The sequence below is a fragment of the Streptomyces sp. MMG1533 genome (assembly GCF_001279775.1).
Taxonomy (GTDB): domain Bacteria; phylum Actinomycetota; class Actinomycetes; order Streptomycetales; family Streptomycetaceae; genus Streptomyces.
This window is the reverse complement of record NZ_LGDG01000178.1, coordinates 24,160-46,303: the sequence shown is the minus strand read 5'-3', so window position 1 is coordinate 46,303 and position 22,144 is coordinate 24,160. Positions and strand designations below refer to the sequence as shown.

Sequence of the window (22,144 nt, the reverse complement as noted above, 5' to 3'; positions counted from 1 at the left end):
GAGGCCACCCAGCCGCCGTGACCGCAGAGAACACGCCCGCTGCCGACCACCTCGTCGATCTCCACGGCGAGGTCCTCGACGCGATGAGCCGGCGCGGCCCCAAGCACTTCGCCAAACTGGCCTTCGTCCTCGCCGACGCCGACGAACCGGCCGACAGGGACATCTCCAGCTTCCGCGACCGGATCCTGACCGCGGGCCCCGGCGACGAGCTGCTCGCCCTCTGGCGCCGCAAGCTCACCGCATGGGACTTCGAACAGTCCCCCGCCTGGTCGGCCACCGCGCCGCGTACGCCGGAACGCCGGGCCGAGGTCTACGAGAGGCTTGCGCTCGGGGCGGACCTGCGCAAGGCGCTCGACGCGGCCGTCCCCGTCCACAGAGAACAGGGTCCTGTCACCATCAGCCGCGAGTTCCAGCCCTGGTACACCAGGGAGCATGCGGCGAACCGCTCCTTCTACTGGGCGTCGTACGAGCGACTGCTGCGCCACAAGGGCTGGAGCGACGCGGCGGTCTCCGGCCTGGACGAGGCCGCCCACGCCGTCGTGGAGCGACTTGCCGACCCCACCCGCGACGACCCCTACGGCGCGCGCGGACTCGTCGTCGGCTACGTACAGTCCGGCAAGACCGCCAACTTCACCGGCGTCACCGCCAAGGCCATCGACGCGGGCTACCGCCTCGTCATAGTCCTGGGCGGCACCCTGAATCTGCTGCGCGGCCAGACCCAGCGCCGTCTCGACATGGAACTGATCGGCCAGGAGAACATCCTGGGCGCCGCCGACCCCAACGACCCGGACGCCTTGGTCGGCATCGACTACCAGGACGACGAGGACTGGCCGGGGAAGTTCGTCTCGTTCGGTGCCCGCCCCTCCACGCTCGGCGCTTTCGACATCGAGCGTCTGACCTCCCGCGACCGTGACTACATGGCGCTGGAACGCGGCATCAGCGCCCTGGAGTTCGAGAAGCCGGACCGTACCCGGGCCCTGTACGACCCCGCGAACCTGCATGCGGCCCGCGCCCGCGTCATGGTCGTGAAGAAGAACAAGTCGGTGCTGGAGAAGCTGGTCAAGGACCTCAAGAAGATAGGCCCGATCCTCGGCGAGATACCGGCCCTGATCATCGACGACGAGTCGGACCAGGCTTCGGTGAACACAACGGACCCGAAGAAGTGGGAAGACGGCAAGGTCACCCGCACCGCGATCAACGGCCAGATCAGCAAGCTCCTCAAGCTCCTGCCTCGCGCCCAGTACGTCGGCTACACCGCGACTCCTTTCGCCAACGTGTTCATCGACCCTGGCGATGAGGAGGACCTCTTCCCTCGCGACTTCCTGATCTCCCTCCCCCGTCCCACCGGCTATATGGGCGTTCAGGACTTCCATGACCTGGACACCGTCGACGACGGCGAAGGCGAGGCGGAGAAGAAGCATGTCCGAGGCATCTACGACTCCACGGGCGACCGGCTCCAGGAAGCCCTGGACGCCTTCATGCTCACGGGCGCTCTGAAGCTCTACCGCGCAGACCAGGGCGTCCCCTCCGGCCCGTTCCGGCATCACACGATGCTCGTGCACGAATCGGTCCGCATGGCCGAACACGCCGCACTCGCCCTGCGCATCAACACGATGTGGCACAACGCCGCGTACACGGGCCCGGAGGGCCACACACGCCTGGCGTCCCTCTTCGACAAGGACTTCCACACTTTCGCGGACGGCTCCCTGCCCACTCCCACGACGTACGCGGAGCTCAAGCCGTACGTCTCCGAGGCCCGCCGCCTCATCAACAAGGGCGGCACCCCGGTCATAGTCGTCAATGGAGAGAGCGAGCGCGACTACACCCAGCCCGACCTGGACTTCGACCGCACCCCGAATGTCTGGAAGATCCTCGTCGGCGGCACCAAGCTGTCCCGTGGCTTCACGGTCGAGGGCCTGACGATCACGTACTACCGCCGCACGACGCAGCAGGCCGACACCCTGATGCAGATGGGCCGCTGGTTCGGCTTCCGGCCGGGGTACCGGGATCTGGTGCGGCTGTACATCGGCCGCGAGGAGGCCCTCGGCCGCGGCCGCAGCGCCAAGACGGTCGACCTGTACGAGGCTTTCGAGGCGATCTGCCGAGACGAGGAACTCTTCCGCGTCGAGCTGGCCCGCTACGCCCCTTTGGTGGACGGCCGCCCCCAGGTCACCCCCGCCCAGATCCCGCCACTGGTGGCCCAGCACCTGCTGTGGGTGAAGCCGTCGGCTCGGAACAAGATGTTCAATGCGGAGCTGGTGGAGGTGCGGTCGCCGGGCGAATGGGAGGAGCCCACGGCCTACCCCGAGGAACCCGACGCCCTGCGTCACAACACGGAGTGCTGGGTGCCGATCCTCGGAGCTCTGTCGCATGCTCCTGTCTCGCTCTGTGTGGACGGCAGCCCGCAGTACGACGCGCGGGTGGGCACGGTGTCGCACCAGGACCTGCTCACGGTGCTGTGCGACCTGCGCTGGTCCACCCCGGAGCAGTTCTCGCCCCACCTGGAGTTCCTGCTGGGCGCCGGGCGAGAATCGGGCACGATCGACGACTGGTTCGTGATCGCTCCGATGCAGGCCGGCCGGAACGGGGCGCGCATTCTGGGGCACGGCCCCTTCTCCCTCGCCCGGCGTAAGCGGCGCCGAGGGCCTCTGTTCGGCGCGATCCGTGACCCCAAGCACGTCGCAGCGGCGATGCGCCTGGCGGGGACCACGAAACTGACCGGAAACGCGACCGTCGAACAGAACGTCCGTCCGCGTCGGGGTGCGCTGGTGCTCTATCCCGTGGTGGAATCCGAGCCCCGGATGATGCCCGACGGTTCGGTCGATCCGCGTGACCTCGTCATGGCCTTCGCCTTCGTCGCCCCGCCGTCGACGGCTCAGGGCGAACGTCCCCTGGTGCGGTTCCGTGCGATCGACTCGACCAGAGCGGAAGCGGCGATCATCGACCGTGACGACAAGCGTTCGTGAGGCTCGACGACAGTGAACAGCATGACGCCTTCCTCTCCCGGCGTCTCGGCCCGCATGAGCAGGCAGGCGAGCAAGGACACGGGTGTCGAACTGGCCGTGCGACGGCTGCTGTACGCGGCCGGGATGCGATATCGCGTGGAGTACCCCGTACCGGGCATGCCCCGGCGGCGGATCGACGTGGCGTTCCCCCGGGCCAAGGTCGCGGTCCTCATCGACGGCTGCTTCTGGCACGGCTGCCCCGAACACGCGACGCAGCCGAAGTCGAACGCAGAGTGGTGGCGACAGAAGCTGGACCGCAACATGGCGCGTGACGCGGAGACCACTGCGCACCTCGTGGCAGCCGGGTGGGAGGTCCTGCGGTTCTGGGAGCATGAAGCGCCGAGGGATGTGGCCCTGCGTGTCGCAGCGGCGGTGACGCGACGAAGGGCCCAACGAGGACGGGAGACGACTTGATGAGCGGGCTGACTTTTGCGGACGTGTGTTCCGGGGCGGGTGGGCTGGCCCTGGGACTGGAGCAGGCCGGCTTCGAACCGACGCTGCTTCTGGACGAGGACGCCGATGCCTGCCGGACTCTCCGAGTCAACCGACCGCACTGGAACGTGCTTCAGGGGGACCTTCTGGATCTCGACCCGAGCGAGCACCCGGAGAGCTACGACGTGGACCTGCTGTCCGCGGGACTGCCGCGGGTGAAGTCCAACGCCACGGCAGCCCGGACCGAGTCGGGCGAGGAGGAACGGCTGCTGAAGGCCGCCATCTACCTCGCCCACGCGGTAAGGCCTCGGGCCATGCTCGTCGAGAACGTGCCCGCACTCGCGGACTCGGACAAGTTCCACGACTTCCGTGAGTTCGCCCGCGCCGAACTGGAGCATCTCGGTTACGAGTTCAGCTGGTTCGTCCTCAACGCCGCCGACTTCGGAGTGCCGCAGGACCGCAAGCAGGGGGTGTTGGTGGCGCTCAAGAAGCGGTGGTTCCCGGCCTTTCGGTCGCCCTCCCCGACCGTGACGAATCATGTGTCGGTCGGCGCAGCCCTGGCGCTCTCCATGCGGTCGCGTGGCTGGAGAGACGCCGACCGATGGGCGGCCCAGGCGGCCACCGTGGCTCCGACCCTGGTCGGCGGATCGAAGAACCGCGGTGGGGCCGACCTGGGCCCGGCCGGGACCAAGCGGAAGTGGGAGAAGATGGGGGTGAACGCTCACTCGCTGGGCGATGTGATCCCCGGACCGGACTTCGCCTGGGCGCCGGAACTCGGCAAGGACCGCATGGTGCGGCTCACGGTGGACCAGACAGCCCTCTTGCAGAGCTTCCCGAAAGACTGGGAGATAAGCGGAAAGAAGACGGCCCGCTACCGGCAGATCGGCCACGCCTCCCCGCCGCCAGTGGGCGAGTCACTCGGCCTGGCCATCGCCCACGCCCTCCGTTCGTGAGCGGAGACTTCCCTGGTCAGGGCAGAAATGACGGACGCTCGAACGGCCGCCTGATACCCGCATATGCAGGAGGCCCGGCCGGCTACACTTGCACCCCATGACCCGAGCACCTCATCCGGACGCGGACGCGTTCATGAACGCGAACCAGGATCCACCCGTGATCGTCGATCTCTTCGCGGGGCCGGGTGGCCTGGACATCGCAGCCGAGATGCTCGGAGTACCCGCAATCGGCGTGGAGTGGGAGAAATCGACCCGCGCGACCCGGCGCGCCGCCGGTCTGCGCACCACCGAGGTGGGCGACGTGGCGAAGGTGAACCCGCTCGACCCCGAGGTTCGCTCTGCCCGCGTCCTCACCGGAGGTCCGCCCTGCCAGACCTACTCGGTGGCGGGAAACCGGGAGGGGCACAAAGCCCTGGACGAGGTGCTGGACCTGGCCCAGCTCGTGGGCAACAGCACGACCGTCGGGAAGCTGGAGAAGGCCTGGGCGGAGGTGGAGCGGAGAGCCGTCGACCTGGAATGGGCCGACGAGCGCACCGGGCTCGTGCTCCAACCACTTCGGTGGATCGTCGAGAAGAAACTCAAGTCCGACCCCTACGAGGTTGTGGTACTGGAACAGGTCCCAACCGTCCTCCCCGTATGGAAGAAGTACCGCGAGATCCTTCGCGAGCTCGGGTACGACGCGGATTGCGAGATGCTGCACACCGAGGAATACGGGGTGCCACAGACACGTCGCCGCGCGGTGCTGATCGCCCGTTACCGAGGGAGCGGCAGAGGCCGACGTGTCGAGTTCCCGCCGCTGACGCATCAGCGCTATCGCAAGGGGGCTAAGCGTCTCTCCACAGTGAAGGAACCCACGGCGCGGACGCCTGCCCTCCAGCAGAGCTCGCTTTTCGACGCCCAGGCCACCCAGTCAGTGAAGCCATGGGTCTCTATGGGCGACGCTCTGAAGGACTCACGCTCCGCGGACTTCGTCGTCCGCTCCAACTACGGGTCGGGGGGTGACCCCAAGAAGCGGGGACTTCGCGTCTCCGATGCGCCGGCGGCCACGGTCACCGGCAAGGTGCGCCGTAACACGGTGCATGACCTCAAGGGCTACAACGCGGACGGTGAGCCTGAACTGGGGCCGGAACAGGACCGTTTCACGTTCCGCGAGGCCGGACTGCTGCAGACCTTTCCGGTCGAGTACCCCTGGCGAGGCACCGACGTCGCGCAGCAGATCGGCAATGCGATCCCGCCGCTCCTGGCCGTGCACGTCCTGTGCACGGCACTGGAACTGGACGAGAGCCGCAAGGAGCAAGCCATCGAGGCTTTGAAATCCTGGAGCCCTCCCCACCTGTAGGTCGAAGGGCTCGGATCACTCCTCCGGGACCTCTTCGCCCTCTTCCTTCCCTCGCACAGGCGCGTCTGCGAACAACTCCGCGAAGTAGTCCGTCAGGCGCTCGACAGAACCCTCGGGGGCCCGCTCCTCGGCAGGCCCGACAGGAAGAGGGCGGTGGTGCACGGCGAGGCCCTCCTCTGCCTCGTCGATCCATCTCCGAACAGCTCCGGCATCCCGCTCGACGTCCGGCGCGATCACGTCGTACATCAGTGTCGCGGCCGCTGTGTTGACGACCTTGCCGAGGGCGTTCGCGTCACGACCCGTCCGTACGACCTCCCGTTTCAACAGCCGGACCAACGCCTGCGCCGTGGGCCGGTGGTCGATGACATCCAGCCTCAGCACCGTGTTCAACATGTCTTGGATGCCGCAGGCGATGACGACCGGTTCGTAGTCAGGTCCGTTGCGGAACAGCTCGGCCGACCACCACAGCCGGGCGAACGCCTGCTTGTAGTGAGGGCCCTTGAAGTACCTGGCGTTGACGGTCTTGTTCGACTCGGAAAGATGCCGCCAGACCACGAAATCGGGAGCGACGCCCAGGGCCAGGTAGTTCCACAGCGCGGGGTCAGCGGCTTCCGCACGCGTCAGGCGAAGAACCGCGTGCAGTCGTGGGGCGAGCCAGGCATCCGCCTGCGTCGGCCTGTCGTCCCGATAGATGTACATCGCGTCGTCGATCAGGTCCCGTATCGCGCGCAGTCGCCGGCGGGGGCTCTCCGGCAGCGCCTCGGCGGCCTGGTTGAGGGAGATCGCCGGGACGTTGTCCTTCCCGGACAGCAGCCCTTCCGTGATGAACCGCGCCGCCTCCTCGTCGGTGAGCCGAGCCAGGTACTCGGGCAGGTGCTCGGGGCTCTCCGTCATGCCTCGTCCTCACGCTTGAGCTTGTCCAGACCGCGTACGGTCTCCGAGAGCGCCCTGGGCACCTCGGCCCTTCGCATCGCCGCGTACTGGATACGTGGCTGCAGCTCGGTCCACCCCGTCGCGCCCACACGACGGCGGTGCACATCACGCAGGGCGTCCTCGAGAGTCCGGTCGGGCAAGACGTCGGGAAGCATCTCCCTGAGCACCTCCCCCTGCCAACCGTGCGGGAACAGAGGAGTGCCGTCGTCCTCGATCTCCAGGTCGCCGATGGCCGAGTGGAACACGGCGATCCATACGTCTGCGGCCATCTGAGACACCATCAGCTGGTTGACCAGTCCCTCGGGACCGCGCCCCTCGGCACCGAGGACGTCCGTCATGCCCTCGAAGTCGGTGTTGATGTGCACGGTGGGCAGTGTTCCCGACGCGTTGACGATCCACGGGGCGTCGGTGAAGTTCTGCAACCAGCGCGGGCCCTTGGCGAACCCGACTTCCTTGATGTCGAAGCTCTGCTCCCGTGTCGGAGTGTCACTCCTCGCGTCGACGATCCAGTCGTCGGTGGCCTCCGCGATGATCCGGCCGGGTACGCCGTCGACCGTCGCTACCACCAGAACCGTCAAGGTGGCGCGGTCGAAAAGGTCGGTACGCAGCACCTGCAGTTCACCGCGCCACTCACGGCCGCCCTCCGCCTCGGGGGCGAGCCTCGATGTGACACGGGTGTTGGTCGTGCGGTCCGTGAGCACCGCAACCACCACGACGTCGGACCACGGGCCGCCCGGCTCGATGGCCTTCGACGGAATCGTCGCCGACACGGCCAGTGTGGCGATCTCCCAGTCCTCCGTCTCCGCCAGGCCGAGCGCGACGGCGCGCTCGACCACGGAGCGCGCCCGGGAGTCGAGCTGCTCACGGGGCTGCTCGGGCGCCTTGACTCTCGCAGCGTCCACCCGCAGGGAGACGGTTCCGCGCAGGCGTGGATACGGGAACACCTTCATGACAGCGACTCCCCTTCGCCTGTGCGGAGTTCAACGACGAGACCGCTCAGGCTCGTCCTGACAGCGTGTGTCGTGGGATCGGTCACTCCGCGGAACGTCGCGGTGCGCGCCTCGTCGAAGCGCAGCGTTCCGTCCACCACTTGACAGTTGTCCACTCCGACGAGTTCGGCCCACGCAATCGTGGGACGCGGGCCGGAGCGCACATCGAACTTGGCCACAGGGACGAGTCGCCAGGTGTGGCCGCCGGCGGGAATCCTGATGTCACCGATCACCTGCCAGGCTCCGCCGTCGAGCACCTGAGCGTCCAACTCCTCCAGCACCGGCAGCGTCGCCGCCGAGAGCCGACGCGGCCTCTTACCTGCCCCGACGGTCAGCTTCGGGGCCAGGCGCCCGCCTCCGGCCGTGGACCGCTTCTTGGGACGAGCCACCAGCTCCTTGATCGCCGCGTTGGTCTCGCGGGTGAGGGAGGCGATCCGCCGATACGCCGAGGGAGAGTAGGTGAGTGTCAACTCCTCGGTCTGCCCCCACTTGTTGTGCTCCGGAGGTTCGGCGGCGCGCAGGAACTCCTCGGCCTCCGCGGCGAACGGAGCCCGTGGGCCCGCGGCCTCACCAGCCAGCAGCACGGCCTGGAAGGGATTGACGGACAACGGCAACCCGGGAACGGGAACATCCCTCACCGTCATACGGTTGCCGCGCATCGCCGCCACACGATTCGGTTTGCCGTCGGCGTCCTCGGCATCCGTCACCAGGAGCACCGCGCGATGCTCACCCAGAGAGGCCCGTCCGCCACTCCGAGCAGGCAGGTTGAGCGGCACGGTGACCGCGGCCACCTGGCCGGCTTCCGTGAGCTGCTCCACGGTCGCGCCGTCGAGAAACGCCTTCAGAGCGCGCGTACGGGACGGCTGGGTGATCGTGGGGTCCACGCGCTCCTCCGCAAGGACCACCTCGCCGTTGCGCAAGGTACGCACAGAGGCCTCCAACAAAGGGAGTTGGTCCCCGCCGCCGGTCATCGCGGCCCAGAAGTTCTTGCCCAGTGCTCGCACGAGCCTGCGATGCATCCGCTGGATGCTGTCGTCGTCCTCCCCCTCGTCGCCGTCCGATACGGGGCTGTCGTCCGCGAGACTCGCCACGTCGTGGGCTCCCACGATCAGGAACGAGGTCCCGGGTTCACCGCTCTCACGCTTCAGGTGGAGGGACTCGACCATCTCCTCGTCCGCCCACCAGGAGCGTGCCACGGCGGCTCCCCGCGAGTCGGGGTCGGGGCGGCCCAGCCAGGCCGGCCCTGCCCAGGGCTTGCCGTGGACCTGACGCCACGGCAGGTCCAGACGCCCGATGAGGCGACGCTCGGTCCGTCCCTCGTGCGGTTCGGACAGCGTGGAGTTCATGAGGACGAGACCCAAGCGGCTGGTGGCCCAGAGGGTCGCCTTGCCCAGGCCGTACGAACCACCTGCCGAAGTACCGGACTTGTGGCTGTCGAGCTGACGCCTCACAACCGCCGCGAAGCGGCCGTCGTCGTAATCGTCGCCTGTGAGGCCCGCAGCGTTGTAGTCGTCCACCCGCAACAGCACGAGACGGTCGTGCTCGTACATGTCGCGCAAGCCCGCGTCGATGACCCGGCCGACCTTCTGCTCCTGCGTGGACGCCGCCTCGTAGTGGGGGAAGAGGTCTTCCCACTGGATGGCCTCACGGAACCTCGCGAGAGTCTCCCCGGTGAGTTCGTGCAGGGTATAACGCACGCGTACGGGCTGACCGTTGGCGGTGAGCCGTTCGTCGAGGCTGTTCTGACACGTCTCTCGGGCCAGCACCGAAACGTCCGCGTCGAAGGCGAACGCGGCGGCGTTGCCCAACTCCCGGCCACCGTCCGCATGTCCGGGGCGGTGGTACCAGCCGACCGGAAGGCCGGCCTGGGTGTCAGTCGTGCGGGTGTGCACTGTTGCCAGATCGGTGTTCAAGGCCGCAGCGATACGTTCTATCGTCTCGGGCCTGGGGGCGGCCCGTCCGGTGATCCACGCCGAGACCGCCGCGCGCGTCACCTCCACGGCCTGGGCCAGCTCGGTCTGGGTCATGTCGGCAAGCTTCAACTGCCGGGCCAGCCATGGACCGAAGTCCTCGCCTGCTTCCACGGTCACCTGCTCTCGGATCCTGCGCCACTCGCGTCGGACAAGAAGACCACCATACTCGCGCCTTTGACAGTGCACCCACTGTCAAACAACCTTTGACACACTCCCCAGCCACCAGAGCATGACACGGTGACCGGCAGCAAGTTTCGCGTACTTTTTCCTGAATTGCCCCAATCATCCGACCGAAAGTGACCCTCTCGAACCCCCTTGCGCACCGTCAACACGGCCGGTACGGTCCTGTCCAGCGGCCCCACCCGTCTCGGAAGAAACAATTCTCCGACACCCCGGCTGAAGTGCGTCGCGTTACCCTGCACCCCTTTTCGGTGGCACACAGAAAATGGCGCGCGAGCCATTTCCCACACGCCTGATCACGTTCCCCAATTCCTCCATACGCAATTCTTCCAAAGCATATTGTCATGCCCTGGATGAGAATAATTCCACTCCTCCGAAGTCACCCGCCCACCTCGGGAACCACTGTCACCACAACTGCGTCCGTGTCATCACCCGCACACGCCAAGGTGCCTGACGTGTCGTCAGACGCCCGGTCATTCTCCAGGATCGGAGTCCCGTGTCTCCCGAACTGACCCCCGTGCTCAAGACCGTGGTTGATCAGTCCGCGCGTGTGCTCAAGACGTACGCCGTCGATCCCGGACTCATTCCGGAGCATGCGAACGGAGAAAGGCGGATCACCCAGGGTGGATACGGTGACCGACAGCTCTTCGAGCTCGTCCAGAACGCCGCGGACGAAATCTCCGCCGAGCCCGGCGGTTCCGCCCACGTCGTTCTCACGGACACCCATCTCTACTGCGCGAACGAGGGAACGCCGGTCACCCCGGAAGGTGCCGAGACGATTCTCCGGATGAGTATGTCGCGGAAACGCGGTGGTCAGATCGGACGCTTCGGGGTTGGCGTGAAGTCCGTCCTTGTCGTGACCGACACCCCGCAGTTCTTCAGCCGTACCGGTTCCTTCGGATTCGATCGCGAGTGGGCTCAGACGCAGATCCGTTCCGTTCCCGAGGTCGCGGCCCGCCTCGGCGAGAGGTTCGAGACTCCGGTGTTGCGTATGGCCCGCCCGCTGGACGAAGCCACTGAGCGCGCCGCTGACCCCGTACTGGACGAACTTCTGAGCTGGGCCACCACAGTTGTTCGTCTCCCGCTGCTCGACGGCGCCGCCGATCGACTCGGCCAGGACATGCACGGTGGGCAGTCGACCGGCAGCCGTGAGGAGTTCCCCGTCGGGTTCCAGCTCTTCTCACCGCACGTGGCCAAAGTGGTCCTGGAGGACCGTCGTCCGCGGCCTGTCGTGCGGCGGACCCTCACAGTCGAGCGTGACCAGGAGCTGCACACCGTTCGTGAGGAGCGCCCCGGTCGGCATCCGTCGGCCAGCCGGTGGCGGGTGTTCACGCTCCACCACGAGCCGACCGCCGCTGCCCGGGACAGTGCGGGGGAGCTGCACGACCGGGTCTCCCTGGACGTCTCATGGGCGGTGCGCGAGTACGAGAAGGACGCCACCACCGGGCTCATGTCCACGCCCAGGGGGCGGGGAAGGTTCTGGTCGTTCTTCCCGACCAAGTACGAGATGACGTTGAGCGGCATCCTCAACGGAGCGTGGAAGACCAACGAAGACCGACAGAACCTGCTGGACTCTTCCCCGTTCAACCAGGAGATGATCCGGGTCGCCGCCCGACTGGTGGTCGAGTCGCTCCCCGGACTGGCGCCCGCCGAGGACCCTGCGGCGTACCTTCCGCTCCTTCCGGGACGCCCCCGTGAGTCGGAGACCGTCAGCTGGGCCGACCGCTACCTCACCGAGCACATTTGGGAGGCCACCGCCCACCGTCCGTCGCTGCCGGACCAGGACGGCCTGTTGCGCGTGCCGCGCGACTTGAACATCCACCCACCGCTCGGCAGGGACAACAAATCGCTGGTCCGCTGGCTGACCATGTGGAACTCGTACCCCGGCCGGCCCACGAACTGGCTGCACCCGTCCGTGGAGGCCACAGACCTCCGGGCCGGCAAGGTGGAGCACATCCTCAAGGCCGCCAAGCGTGAACGCGCCTCAGTGCGGGAATGGTTGGAGGCCCTGGTCTCCGACGGCACCGCCGAGGCGTCCGCCACCGCCGTCCGTATCGTCGCCGACATGGTCAAGTCGTCTTCGCCGGACGCCATCGACGCCCGGACCGCACGGATCGTGCTGACCGAGGAGCACGGCATGGTGGCCCCGGTCGTCGGCAAGGTGTTCCGCCGCACCGACCAGGACGGACTGCGCGAGTCCCTCGTGTATGTCGACACCGCTCTGTCCGACGACCCATCGCTCGCGAGCGCCCTTGCCGTGCTCGGCATCCGCGACGCCGACGTGCGAGGTCGCTTCGTCAGCGTCCTGGAGCAGGGCTTCACCGCGTACGGCCCACAGGAGTGGACCCGGTTCTGGGAGCTGTTCCACCAGGCCGGCAGCAGCCATCTGTCGCACGAGGTGGTCCGGCGCGTGCCCGACCCGCGTTCGATGCTGTACGTGCGCACCGCGGGCGGAAGCTTCCGACTCGTGCGGGACTGCCTGCTGCCCGGTCCGGTCGTGACGGCGGATTCGGACTCCTCCGTCGCCGTCGACACCCGGTTCCACTCCGACGACATGTCATTCTTCCGCGAGATGGGACTGCGCGACCGGCCCACGGGGGGACACCGCCCCGAGGAGGAGCCGTGGTTCGAGCAATACCGGGAGGTCGCGCACAAGGAGTATTGCGCGACCTTGCCCGACCAGGCGGCCCGCCCGACACTCGCCCGGATCAAGTTGGAGGGCGCCGCCGTCGGCGGACCGTTGCACCTGCTGCCAGAACTCTCGAACGAGGCTCGGGCCAACTTCCTTAAGGTGCTCCCCGAGGATGCCCTCATCGACAACTGGACGCTGCAGGTAGGGGCACAGGTCAGCACCCGCCGGGCCGTTGCCTCTCCCATGCGCTGGATGCTCAAGCGGCACGGTCTCGTCTCGACCTCGCAGGGAATCCTCCCTCTCACCGAGGCGGTCGGACCCCAGCTCGCCGCGTACAGCGACGTCCTACCGGTCGCACAGATCAGTGCCGAGAAGGCCCGCAAGCTCCGTCTGGCCACGAGTGTCGAAGAGGTGCCCGGTTCCTTCTGGGACCAGCTCCTGGAGAAGCTCCAGCACAGCGAAGACGACGTGTTCGTCGGCAACACCTACGTGCTACTGACACGCCTGGAGGTGCCGTTCCCCGACGACTCGCTCACCCGGTGCCGCATCGGCGACGAGTGGGCCACACGCCCGGACGGCGAGATCGCTGTCGCTTCGTCGCAGGAGGAGTATCGGGCCCTGCGCTCCGAGGGACTGCCGGCCCTTCTGGCCGCGACGGCCGAGGATGCCGCGCTGCTCGTCAAGCAGTGGGGGATGCTGCCGTACGCCGACGTGATCAGCCGCGAGACCCGGCACGAGCCCGCCGGGGAGCCGGTCCCGCTCAAGGAGGCGTATCCCACGCTGCGGCAGCTGCGCGGCTCACAGGTGGACCAGTACACGCTTCAGCGGTGCAAGGTCCTCGAAGAGGTGACGCGTACCCCGAACGGCATGCGTCCCACGAGACTGAACAGCAGCCTGCAGGGATCCACGATCCTCGTGCTCGAACCCGCCGACCCGCTCGAAGCCCTGATCGCCGTGGACCGTGAACTGCGTTGGCGCATGGGGGAAGCCGGGTGCAAGCAGGTCCTGGAAGCGCAGCAGCGTCAGGAGGAGGACCAGAAGGTCAAGAGCGCGCTGAAGGCCGTGCGTGAGACCGATGACGTGGTGGCCAAGCTCCTTCTGCTGCTGGGCGCCGAGGCCCTGCGGGACCGTCTTCCGGCAGGCCTGATGGACGGTGAGCGCGCCGAGAACGGCGGAGCCGAGCCCGACGGCTATCGCATCGCGCAGATGGCGTTCAACGCGCACGGAGACAGCATCCTGCACGAACACGCCCGTGACCTGCAGAACCGCTACCCGAGCCAGGCCCCATCGTCGTTCAGAGGCGCCTCCACCGCAGTGGCTTTCGTGGCGGATCTGCGCTTCCCCGACACCTTCGCCGGCTTCCGGGCGCCGTCGTTGGAATCGCGGATCGACGTGGACGGACCCCGCCATTTCCCGCGCCTGCACGACTACCAGGAGCGGCTCGCCGCCAACGTCTTCACCATGCTGGACCGGATCGTCCCGCAGCGCGGCATGCTCTCCCTGCCGACCGGCGCGGGCAAGACACGTGTCACGGCGGAGGCGGTGATCCGTTGGGTGAAGCAGGTGGGCCGGCTCGACGGGCCGATCCTGTGGATCGCTCAGACCGAGGAGCTGTGCGAGCAGGCTGTGCAGAGCTGGAAGTTCGTCTGGGAGAAGGTCGGCGCCGAGACGCCGCTGGCGATCAACCGGCTGTGGTCGACGAACGAGGCGGGTCCCGTCACCGACCGACCGCAGCTGGTGGTCGCCACGGACGCCAAGCTCCAGCAGCCGAACTGTCTCGCCGCCGACTCCTACGCCTGGCTGCGTGACGCCGCTCTCGTCATCGTCGACGAGGCACATACCGCCATATCGCCGCGCTACACCGAGATCCTGGCGCACCTGGGCCTGACGGCTTCCCGCACGGACCGTCATCTTCTGGGGCTCACTGCGACGCCGTTCCGCCCCGACCAGGACGAGACGCGCCGTCTGATCAATCGCTTCGGTGGCCGTGGCCGGCGTCTGGACGAAGGCGTCTTCCCCGACGACGGCGCTTACGCCGAGCTGCAGCGGCTCGGTATGTTGGCGCAGGTCGAGCACCGTCTCCTGCAAGGCGGCACGATCACCCTGAACCGTGAGGAGAAGCAGCACGCCGAGCAGTTGAGTGTGCTGTCCAGAGCAGCCGAGCAGCGGCTGGCCGACGACCACGACCGCAACAACCGAATCCTAGCCGAGGTCTCGGGCATGCCCGGGGACTGGCCGGTGCTGGTGTTCGCCACATCGGTCGACCACGCCAAGTACCTGGCGGCGAAGCTCCGCGACCTGGACATCACCGCCTCCGCCGTCGACTCCACCACGTCGCCCATCGACCGTCGCCGACGCATCGACGACTTCCGGGCCGGCCGTACTCGCGTTCTCACCAATTACGGCGTCCTCACCCAGGGCTTCGACGCCCCCGCCACCCGAGCCGTCGTCGTCGCCCGCCCTGTGTACAGCCCCAATGTGTACCAGCAGATGATCGGGCGCGGGCTGCGCGGCCGCCTCAACGGCGGTAAGGAGACCTGCCTGATCCTCAACGTCCGCGACAACATCCAGAACTTCGACACCACCCTCGCCTTCACCCAGTTCGAGCACCTGTGGAGCAGCAAGTGACCGACCCCTACGGCGACAGCCCTCCGCTCACCGACGAGCAGCGGGCCGTCGTCGACCTTCCCTGGGACACCCGCCTCCTGGTCACCGCAGGAGCGGGCTCCGGCAAGACCCACACGGTCGTACGGCGTCTCGACGCCCTGGTGGGGCACGAGGATCCCGAGGAGGCGCTGGAAGCGGGCGAGATACTTGTCTTGAGCTTCTCTCGCGCCGCCGTACGTGAGTTGCGGGACCGGATCGCCCGACACGGCGACCGAGCCCGCAGGGTGCGGGTCCAGACCTTCGACTCGTGGACGTACCAGTTGCTCGTGGGGGCCTACCCCGATGAGGAGTGGGCGGTCCACAGCTTCGACGAGCGTATCCGCGCAGCCACTGAGGCGATCGAGAAGGGCGCGGTGGAAGCCCGCGAGCTCGGTGCTCCCTCGCATGTGGTGATCGACGAGGCACAGGACCTGGTGGGCGACCGTCGGGACCTGGTGGAGACGTTACTCGACCGCTTCCAACGTTCCTGTGGATTCACCGTGGTCGGCGACTCCGCCCAGGGGATCTACGGCTTCCAGATCGACGACCCGACCGAGAGAGCCGGTGAGACGGATCGCTTCTTCGCCTGGCTGCGAGCGTCCTACGACGACCTCGTCGAGCTCAGCCTGACCAAGAACTTCCGGGCGAAGAGCATCGAAGCCCGCACCGCCCTCGCCCTCAGCTCTCGTCTGCAGAACCTGGCCGACTCCCCCGACGGTCAGGAGGCCGCGGCCGCAACGCTCCACGCCGAACTGCGCGACGGGCTTCTCGACCTACCGAGTCTCGGTGACCTGGCCGATGAGTTCGCGCTGAACGCGTTGAAGGCCTTCCCCGACACCTGCGCCATCCTGACCCGCGACAACCGTCAGGCACTCGCCGTCTCGGAACTACTGCACGAGCACGAGGTGGAACACGCGCTGAAGCGTTCGCTGCAGGACCGGCCCGTTCCGTACTGGGTCGCCGAACTGCTGCGCCGTGCCGAGTCGCTGACGCTCACCGAAGCACGCTTCCTGGAACTGCTCGCGGAGATCCCGTTGCCTTCGGGTGTGGAGCCCCAGCGATGCTGGCGGGCGTTGCGTGCCGCGACCCGGCGCTCCGGCCGCGGTCTCGTCGACGTCGCCGCCGTGGGGCGTCTGGTGGCGGAAGGGCGTTTCCCCGACGAGTTGGGTGATCCGGAGACGGCTCGGTTGATCGTCTCGACGGTGCACCGCGCCAAGGGCCTGGAGTACGACCGGGTACTGCTGCTGTCGCCTCCGTCCATCACCGAGCTGCAGAAGGCGCACGAAGATCTCGATGTACCGGCCGAGGCGCGGGCTCTCTACGTGGCCATGACGCGGGCCCGCGAGGACCTGTACCACGTGAAGGGCCCGGACACCTCCCGCATACGACGCCACCGCCTCACCAATCGCTGGTATCTGGGCGGTTGGAAGAAGTTCGAGCGCTACGGCATCCAGGCCATGCCCGGAGACGTCGACCGCGAGGAGCCTCCCGGCTCCAGGGACGTGGGCAGGTCCGCCGTCGACACGCAGACCTACCTACTGGAGCACGCACGCTCGGGTGACGTGGTGACGCTTCGTATGCGTCATCCGCTCCCCGTGGGGCCGGACCAGAGTCCGCCGTACGACGTGGTCCACCGCGACCGAATCGTCGGCGAAGCCTCCGAGCGCTTCCGCCGAGATCTGCACGCGGTGGAGATGATCTCGCGCTCGTGGGATGTGACGTGGCCTGCCGAGATCGTCGGCCTGCGGGTGGACACGCTGGAGACGGTCGCAGGCAGCAGGGCGGCCGGGGCCAACGCAGGTCTCGGCGGCAACGGGGTGTGGATCGCCCCTCGGATCACCGGAATCGGAAGGTATCGACGCGGCGAACGCGCCGGGGAGGAACAAGGATGACGCACGGGAAGAACCCGCACGACGAGCACTACCGGGTGCGTGAGGAACTGGTGGCCCGGTTGCGCCGCGAGCTTCTCGGACCGGAGGTCGAGGCGGGCGACGACCCGGTCGAGGTCCTTACCCAGGACGCCCCGATCACCCGCTACCCGATCGGCGTGCTGTTCCCGCGAGCCGCCGACAGCGAGGCCCACCGGCGTCTGTCGGAGGATGCTGCCGAGGAGGAGGGGCCGGACGAGGCCCCACTGCTCAGCAACGACAGCCACGAGGAAGCCGATGGCTCGGTCGACCCTCCGGCCTCCAGCGACCGACGTCCGTCGACCATGGGCCTCACCTTCGCGGTGGCGTCTGAGGTCAGTCCCGAGATCTTGATCTCCGCGCGAGCCGCCGTGTACGACCCCGTGGACGTCGAAGGCCGTCCGGTGGCCGCACGACGAGCGGAAGCCAGGACCACTGTCGACCAACGCGAACGGTGGCGACGCCGGGAGCTGGAGCTGCAGGACGCCCCGGTCGACGTCACACGGCCCGGGGTTCTCGATCTGGATCTCGAAGCCGCCGGTGCGGTGAAGTTGCACGTCCTCGTACGGCCGGCCAACGTGTCCTCCGGCACCGTCACCGTCACGGTCACACTGATCAACGCGCACGTCGTGGGCGAGCGGGAACTCCAGGACGCGTTCGCCCTGTTCCAGCCCGGTCTCCGGGTCCGGGCGGCCAACGGCGCGTCCGCCTTCGTCGAACGTCCTGCCGCGTTGTCCGCCGTCGACTCGGAACTGGCCACGAGTCGTCTGCTGTACCGCCACGCTCCCACGTTCGCGGTTGGTCACGGCTGCTCCGCCCACTGGGACTGGACGCCGCCTCCCGTCGGTCTGACCGACATAGAGCGTGCCGCGATCGACGAGATCCGATCCGAGTTCCTGCCCACGCACGAAGTGCTGCTGACCGATTCCAACCCGGAGATCGACAGCTCGGCACTCGGCATGCTCGGCCTCGCCGAGCGCCCCGACTCCGAGGTGCTCGCTGCCCTGCACGGACTGGCCCGCGGATACGAGCAGTGGATCGAGGCCAAGGCATCGGAGGCCGCCGCTCTCGCCGGAACGCACTACCAGGAGCCCGCGCACCTACAACTCGACACCTGCCGCGAGGCACTCGGTCGAATGCGCGAGGGCATCCGGATCCTGGCCGACGATCCGGAGGTCATGGATGCCTTCCGAATGGCCAACCGGGCCATGGCGGAGCAGCGTGCGCGCAGCGCCTGGGTGAAAAAGGGCCGGGAAGGCGCGCCCGACCTGTCGGCCCAGCGCTGGCGGCCGTTCCAGATCGCGTTCATCCTCCTGTGTCTGCGCGGCATCGAAGATCCGAACCACCCCGACCGCAAGGTTTCGGACCTTCTGTGGTTTCCCACCGGTGGTGGCAAGACCGAGGCCTACCTCGGTCTGATCGCTTTCACCACGTTCCTGCGCCGGCTGCGCCGCGGGGCGGATGGCGGAGGCGTCACCGTGCTCATGCGGTACACGCTGCGCCTGCTCACTCTCCAACAGTTCGAGCGTGCCACGATCCTCATCTGCGCGATGGAATTGATGCGCCGGGCAGCTCCCGACCGCCTTGGCGAAGAGGGCATCTCGATCGGCATGTGGGTCGGCAAGTCGGCTACCCCGAACGACCTGAGGACGGCCGACGAGAAGCTGGTCAAACTGCGCGGAGGGCAGAGCCTGCAGACGGAGAACCCGGTGCAGCTCCACGCCTGCCCCTGGTGCGGCACGGCACTGGACGCCCACAACTACTCAGTGGACGAGGACGACGTACGCATGGACGTACGCTGCCCGGGCACCGGCTGCGACTTCGTCTCCGGTCTGCCGGTGCACCTGGTGGACCAGACGGTCTACGAGGCCCGTCCGACCCTCGTCATCGCGACGGTCGACAAGTTCGCCTCCATGCCGTGGCGTGAGCGGACAGCCGCGCTGTTCAACCTCGACCGCGACGGCGATGCCACTCCGCCGCCCGAGCTGATCGTCCAGGACGAACTCCACTTGATCTCGGGCCCGTTGGGCACCCTGACCGGCTTGTACGAGACGGCCGTCGACGCTCTTGCCGGCCGGCCGAAGGTGATCGCCTCCACAGCGACCATCCGTCGCGCGGCCGACCAGGGGCGGAATCTCTTCGATCGGAGCGTGCGCCAGTTCCCCCCGGCCGGTCTGGACGCGAGGGACTCCTGGTTCGCCGTGGAGACCGACCGTGGGACCAAGGCCAGCCGCCGCTACGTGGGTCTGCTCGCCCCCGGCACCAGCCAGTCGACGCTGCTCATCCGCACCTACGCGTCCCTGCTCCACCAGGCCATGCGCGCGGAGACGAGCGACCAGGTCCGGGACGCGTACTGGACGTTGGTCGGCTACTTCAACAGCCTCCGTCTGCTGTCGGCCGCCGAACTCCAGGTGAATGACGACGTCGAGGACTACCTGCGGCTCCTCGCTGACCGCGACGGCACCGAAGTGCGCCTCTCCAACCGTTACTCGGAGCTGACGAGCCGGGTCGACGCGAGTCTGATCCCCGCCCGACTGAAGGAGATCGAGAAACGCTACCCGGATCCCGACGTGCGCGATGTCCTCCTCGCCACCAACATGATCGCCGTCGGCGTCGACGTCGACCGCCTCGGACTGATGGCGGTGATGGGTCAACCCCAGACCACGGCCGAGTACATCCAGGCCACCAGTCGCGTGGGCCGCGCCCATCCGGGTCTGGTCGCCGTGATGCTCAACTCGGTCCGTCCTCGGGACCGTTCGCACTACGAGAACTTCCTCCACTTCCACTCCGCGCTGTACCGCGAGGTGGAGTCGACGTCCGTCACCCCGTTCTCCGCCCGGTCGCGCGACCGCGGTCTGCACGCCGTCGTCGTGGCCCTGGTCCGCATCCTCATCCCCGAGGCCCGATCGAACGATGCCGCCGGTCGGATCGGCGCGTACGTGGATCGCTTGTACACCGAGATCAAGCCGCTCCTGACGGAACGTGTATCGCAGATCGCCCCCGAGGAGCTGGAAGACACGTCCGACGCCTTCGACGAATTCGTCGGCTGGTGGCGGGAGATGGCGAGCGCACACGGTGGACTGCTCTACGAGCCCCGTCGTGGCACCCCCACCCCGGCCCTGCTCAAACCGTTCGACGACGAGTCCGAGGGCGTCAGAGCCTGGTCCACACTGTGGAGCCTGCGCGATGTCGACGCCGAGTCCGCTCTCTTCCTGGAGGCTTCCCGATGACCCCGCCCCCCGCACGGAGCCGCCGGCGCACCCCCGGCGACTCGACCGCGCCCTCCCTCGCCCTCCCCCGCCACGGGTCGGTCCGCCGCTCCCAGATGATCACCACGTACGGCGTCGGATCGCTGATCGCCGTCGACAACGAGTCGTTCATCGTCTCCGGCATCGACGACGCCTACCGGAGCTGGTCCCTCGACGAAGCGCCGATCATCCACGAGCACCGTCTCGCCAGGGTCCTGGGTGTGAGCCACTTCCGGCTGCCCCCGGCATCCGAGGACACGAGCAAGGACGGAGTACGCGTCCGGCGATTCCCGTTGTGGCACTCGTGCCCGAAATGCCAGTCTCTCCAGCATGTACGAGGCTTCAACCCGCCCGCCGGCAAGAACGTTTGCACGGAATGCGACGACGAGCCGCTCGTGCCCTCCCGATTCGTCATGGCCTGTGAGAACGGGCACCTCGACGACTTCCCCTATTGGAAGTGGCTGCACCGCAAGAACCGCGACGAAGGCGCGACCGGGCGCTGTGGCGGGCAGATGAGAATGTGCTTCGCCGGTCGGAGCGCTTCGCTCCGGTCCATCCTCATCTCGTGCACGTGTGGTGTGTCGGAGGTGTCGATGGAGGGTGCCTTCCGCCGCTCGGCCCTGACCGAGCTCGGGGTGCGCTGCGAAGGCAGGCGGCCCTGGCTCAAGGACGCGCCCGTCGAGTCCTGCACGCAGGCGCCACGTACGCTCCAGCGCGGTTCGTCGGCGGTCTGGCAGCCGGTGCTGAAGTCCGCCTTGTCCATCCCCCCATGGAGCGACGGCCTCGCCGCCAAGCTCACGGACCACTGGGAGGATCTGCGTTCGTTCTCGTCCCGCGCGGAGATCGAGATCTACCTCAAGGGTGCGTTCCGGGGCGACGACTCGATCTCGGCCGACGCCGTCATGGAGCTGCTGGAGGCCGAGCAGGAAGAGGACCCGACGAGGGAAGGCGACTCGGACGCCGCTGTGGTCAGCCGTTACCAGGCGCTGCGCCGCCAGGAATACGAGCGGCTCTCTTCCGGCAACGCGCTACGGGACAAGGGACGCGAGGAACAGTTCATCTGCGAGCCACCGGTCTCGGACCCCGCGGTCCTCACTCCGTTCGGTGTCAGCAGGCCGATGCTGGTCAAGCGTCTGCGCGAGGTAAGGGCGCTCAGGGGATTCACCCGCATCGCGGACCCCGAGTCCAGTTCCGAGGGCCACGAGGCCGCCCTGTCCCTGACGCCGACGGACTGGCTCCCGGCGATGGAGGTGCATGGCGAGGGTGTCTTCGTGCGCCTTGACGAGAACCGGCTGGATGCCTGGGCCGAGTCGGTCGCGGTGGCCGCACGCGTCGAGCGCATGCGGACCAATCACGACCGCATACTGCGGGAACGGGCCACCGACCCTGCGGAGGTGCCCCCCTCTCCCGCCTCGCCGCGCATGGTGCTGCTGCACACCCTGGCGCACGTTCTGATCAACGAGTGGAGTCTGGACGCCGGCTATCCGGCCTCTGCACTGCGCGAGCGCCTGTACACCGACGCCACAATGGCCGGCTTCCTCGTCTACACGGCTACCAGCGACTCCGCCGGTAGCCTCGGCGGTGTGGTGGCTCAAGGCGAGCCCGACCGCCTCGCCGAGGCACTCCGCTCGGCTCTGCGACGCGCCACCTGGTGCTCAGCCGACCCACTGTGCATCGAGACGCGGGCTTCCGGTGTCGGCGGCGCGAACCTGGCCGCGTGTCATGCCTGCGCGATGCTCCCCGAGACGAGCTGCGAGCACAACAACATCCTGCTCGACCGCGCGCTGCTCGTCGGTACCACCGACGATCCTCGCCTGGGTTTCTTCGCGAACATGCTGGAACACTGACATCCGACCGGTAGTGGGACGCCGCACAGATCGGCGTCTTGTTCCACTGATACGTCGTAG

The 22,144-nt window shown here is 67.8% G+C and carries 11 protein-coding genes; 8 read left to right on the top strand and 3 right to left on the bottom strand.

All coding sequences use genetic code 11. The annotated features are described in order from the left end of the window. Window positions 1-83: 83 nt before the first annotated feature. The 4 genes from ADK57_RS18480 (at window position 84) to ADK57_RS18465 (ending at window position 5,729) form a co-directional block, all read left to right on the top strand. Window positions 84-2,966, top strand: coding sequence for a Z1 domain-containing protein (locus ADK57_RS18480; protein ID WP_053750627.1), 2,883 nt, complete (start codon window positions 84-86; stop codon window positions 2,964-2,966). A gap of 54 nt (window positions 2,967-3,020) precedes the next feature. Then, window positions 3,021-3,419 (top strand): very short patch repair endonuclease, encoded by a 399-nt coding sequence (locus tag ADK57_RS18475; protein ID WP_053750576.1) that lies wholly within the window; start codon window positions 3,021-3,023, stop codon window positions 3,417-3,419. Continuing rightward, window positions 3,419-4,390, top strand: a complete 972-nt coding sequence (locus tag ADK57_RS18470; RefSeq protein WP_053750575.1) for a DNA cytosine methyltransferase — start codon at window positions 3,419-3,421, stop codon at window positions 4,388-4,390. Before ADK57_RS18475 ends, ADK57_RS18470 begins: the two co-directional genes overlap by 1 nt. Before the next feature lie 97 nt (window positions 4,391-4,487). Continuing rightward, a complete protein-coding gene (locus ADK57_RS18465; RefSeq protein ID WP_234390285.1) occupies window positions 4,488-5,729 on the top strand; it encodes a DNA cytosine methyltransferase in 1,242 nt (413 codons plus the stop codon). A gap of 15 nt (window positions 5,730-5,744) precedes the next feature. Here the strand turns inward: ADK57_RS18465 and ADK57_RS18460 are convergent, their stop codons facing one another. From ADK57_RS18460 to ADK57_RS18450, 3 genes are read right to left on the bottom strand one after another with little or no spacing between them, the layout of a single operon-like run. Further along, window positions 5,745-6,623, bottom strand: a complete 879-nt coding sequence (locus tag ADK57_RS18460) for a DUF6339 family protein (RefSeq protein WP_053750574.1) — start codon at window positions 6,621-6,623, stop codon at window positions 5,745-5,747. Continuing rightward, complete coding sequence (locus ADK57_RS18455) at window positions 6,620-7,612, bottom strand: hypothetical protein (protein WP_078973203.1); 993 nt, start codon at window positions 7,610-7,612, stop codon at window positions 6,620-6,622. The genes ADK57_RS18460 and ADK57_RS18455 overlap by 4 nt, the downstream gene beginning before the upstream one ends. Then, complete coding sequence (locus ADK57_RS18450; protein ID WP_053750624.1) at window positions 7,609-9,735, bottom strand: helix-turn-helix transcriptional regulator; 2,127 nt, start codon at window positions 9,733-9,735, stop codon at window positions 7,609-7,611. The genes ADK57_RS18455 and ADK57_RS18450 overlap by 4 nt, the downstream gene beginning before the upstream one ends. Window positions 9,736-10,300: 565 nt before the next feature. On the opposite strand from ADK57_RS18450, the gene ADK57_RS18445 reads away from it, so the two are divergent. Genes ADK57_RS18445 through drmB form a run of 4 tightly spaced genes read left to right on the top strand, consistent with a single transcriptional unit; the run spans window position 10,301 to window position 22,084 of the window. Further along, window positions 10,301-15,064 carry a DEAD/DEAH box helicase gene (locus tag ADK57_RS18445; protein WP_053750573.1) on the top strand — a complete coding sequence of 1,588 codons (4,764 nt, stop codon included), beginning with the start codon at window positions 10,301-10,303 and terminating at the stop codon, window positions 15,062-15,064. Beyond that, complete coding sequence (locus tag ADK57_RS18440; RefSeq protein ID WP_199830615.1) at window positions 15,061-16,974, top strand: UvrD-helicase domain-containing protein; 1,914 nt, start codon at window positions 15,061-15,063, stop codon at window positions 16,972-16,974. Before ADK57_RS18445 ends, ADK57_RS18440 begins: the two co-directional genes overlap by 4 nt. Beyond that, a complete protein-coding gene (locus ADK57_RS18435) occupies window positions 16,971-20,219 on the top strand; it encodes a helicase-related protein (RefSeq protein ID WP_053750571.1) in 3,249 nt (1,082 codons plus the stop codon). The genes ADK57_RS18440 and ADK57_RS18435 overlap by 4 nt, the downstream gene beginning before the upstream one ends. After that, window positions 20,216-22,084 (top strand): DUF1998 domain-containing protein, encoded by a 1,869-nt coding sequence (gene drmB / locus ADK57_RS18430; RefSeq protein WP_053750570.1) that lies wholly within the window; start codon window positions 20,216-20,218, stop codon window positions 22,082-22,084. Before ADK57_RS18435 ends, drmB begins: the two co-directional genes overlap by 4 nt. Window positions 22,085-22,144 lie beyond the last annotated feature (60 nt).

Excerpts from the sequence above, each read along its gene's own strand:
- ADK57_RS18480 (WP_053750627.1), top strand. The coding sequence starts at position 84 with ATGAGCCGGCGCGGCCCCAAGCACTTCGCCAAACTGGCCTTCGTCCTC.
- ADK57_RS18475 (WP_053750576.1), top strand. The coding sequence starts at position 3,021 with ATGAGCAGGCAGGCGAGCAAGGACACGGGTGTCGAACTGGCCGTGCGA.
- ADK57_RS18470 (WP_053750575.1), top strand. The coding sequence starts at position 3,419 with ATGAGCGGGCTGACTTTTGCGGACGTGTGTTCCGGGGCGGGTGGGCTG.
- ADK57_RS18465 (WP_234390285.1), top strand. The coding sequence starts at position 4,488 with ATGACCCGAGCACCTCATCCGGACGCGGACGCGTTCATGAACGCGAAC.
- ADK57_RS18460 (WP_053750574.1), bottom strand. The coding sequence starts at position 6,623 with ATGACGGAGAGCCCCGAGCACCTGCCCGAGTACCTGGCTCGGCTCACC.
- ADK57_RS18455 (WP_078973203.1), bottom strand. The coding sequence starts at position 7,612 with ATGAAGGTGTTCCCGTATCCACGCCTGCGCGGAACCGTCTCCCTGCGG.
- ADK57_RS18435 (WP_053750571.1), top strand. The coding sequence starts at position 16,971 with ATGACGCACGGGAAGAACCCGCACGACGAGCACTACCGGGTGCGTGAG.
- drmB (WP_053750570.1), top strand. The coding sequence starts at position 20,216 with ATGACCCCGCCCCCCGCACGGAGCCGCCGGCGCACCCCCGGCGACTCG.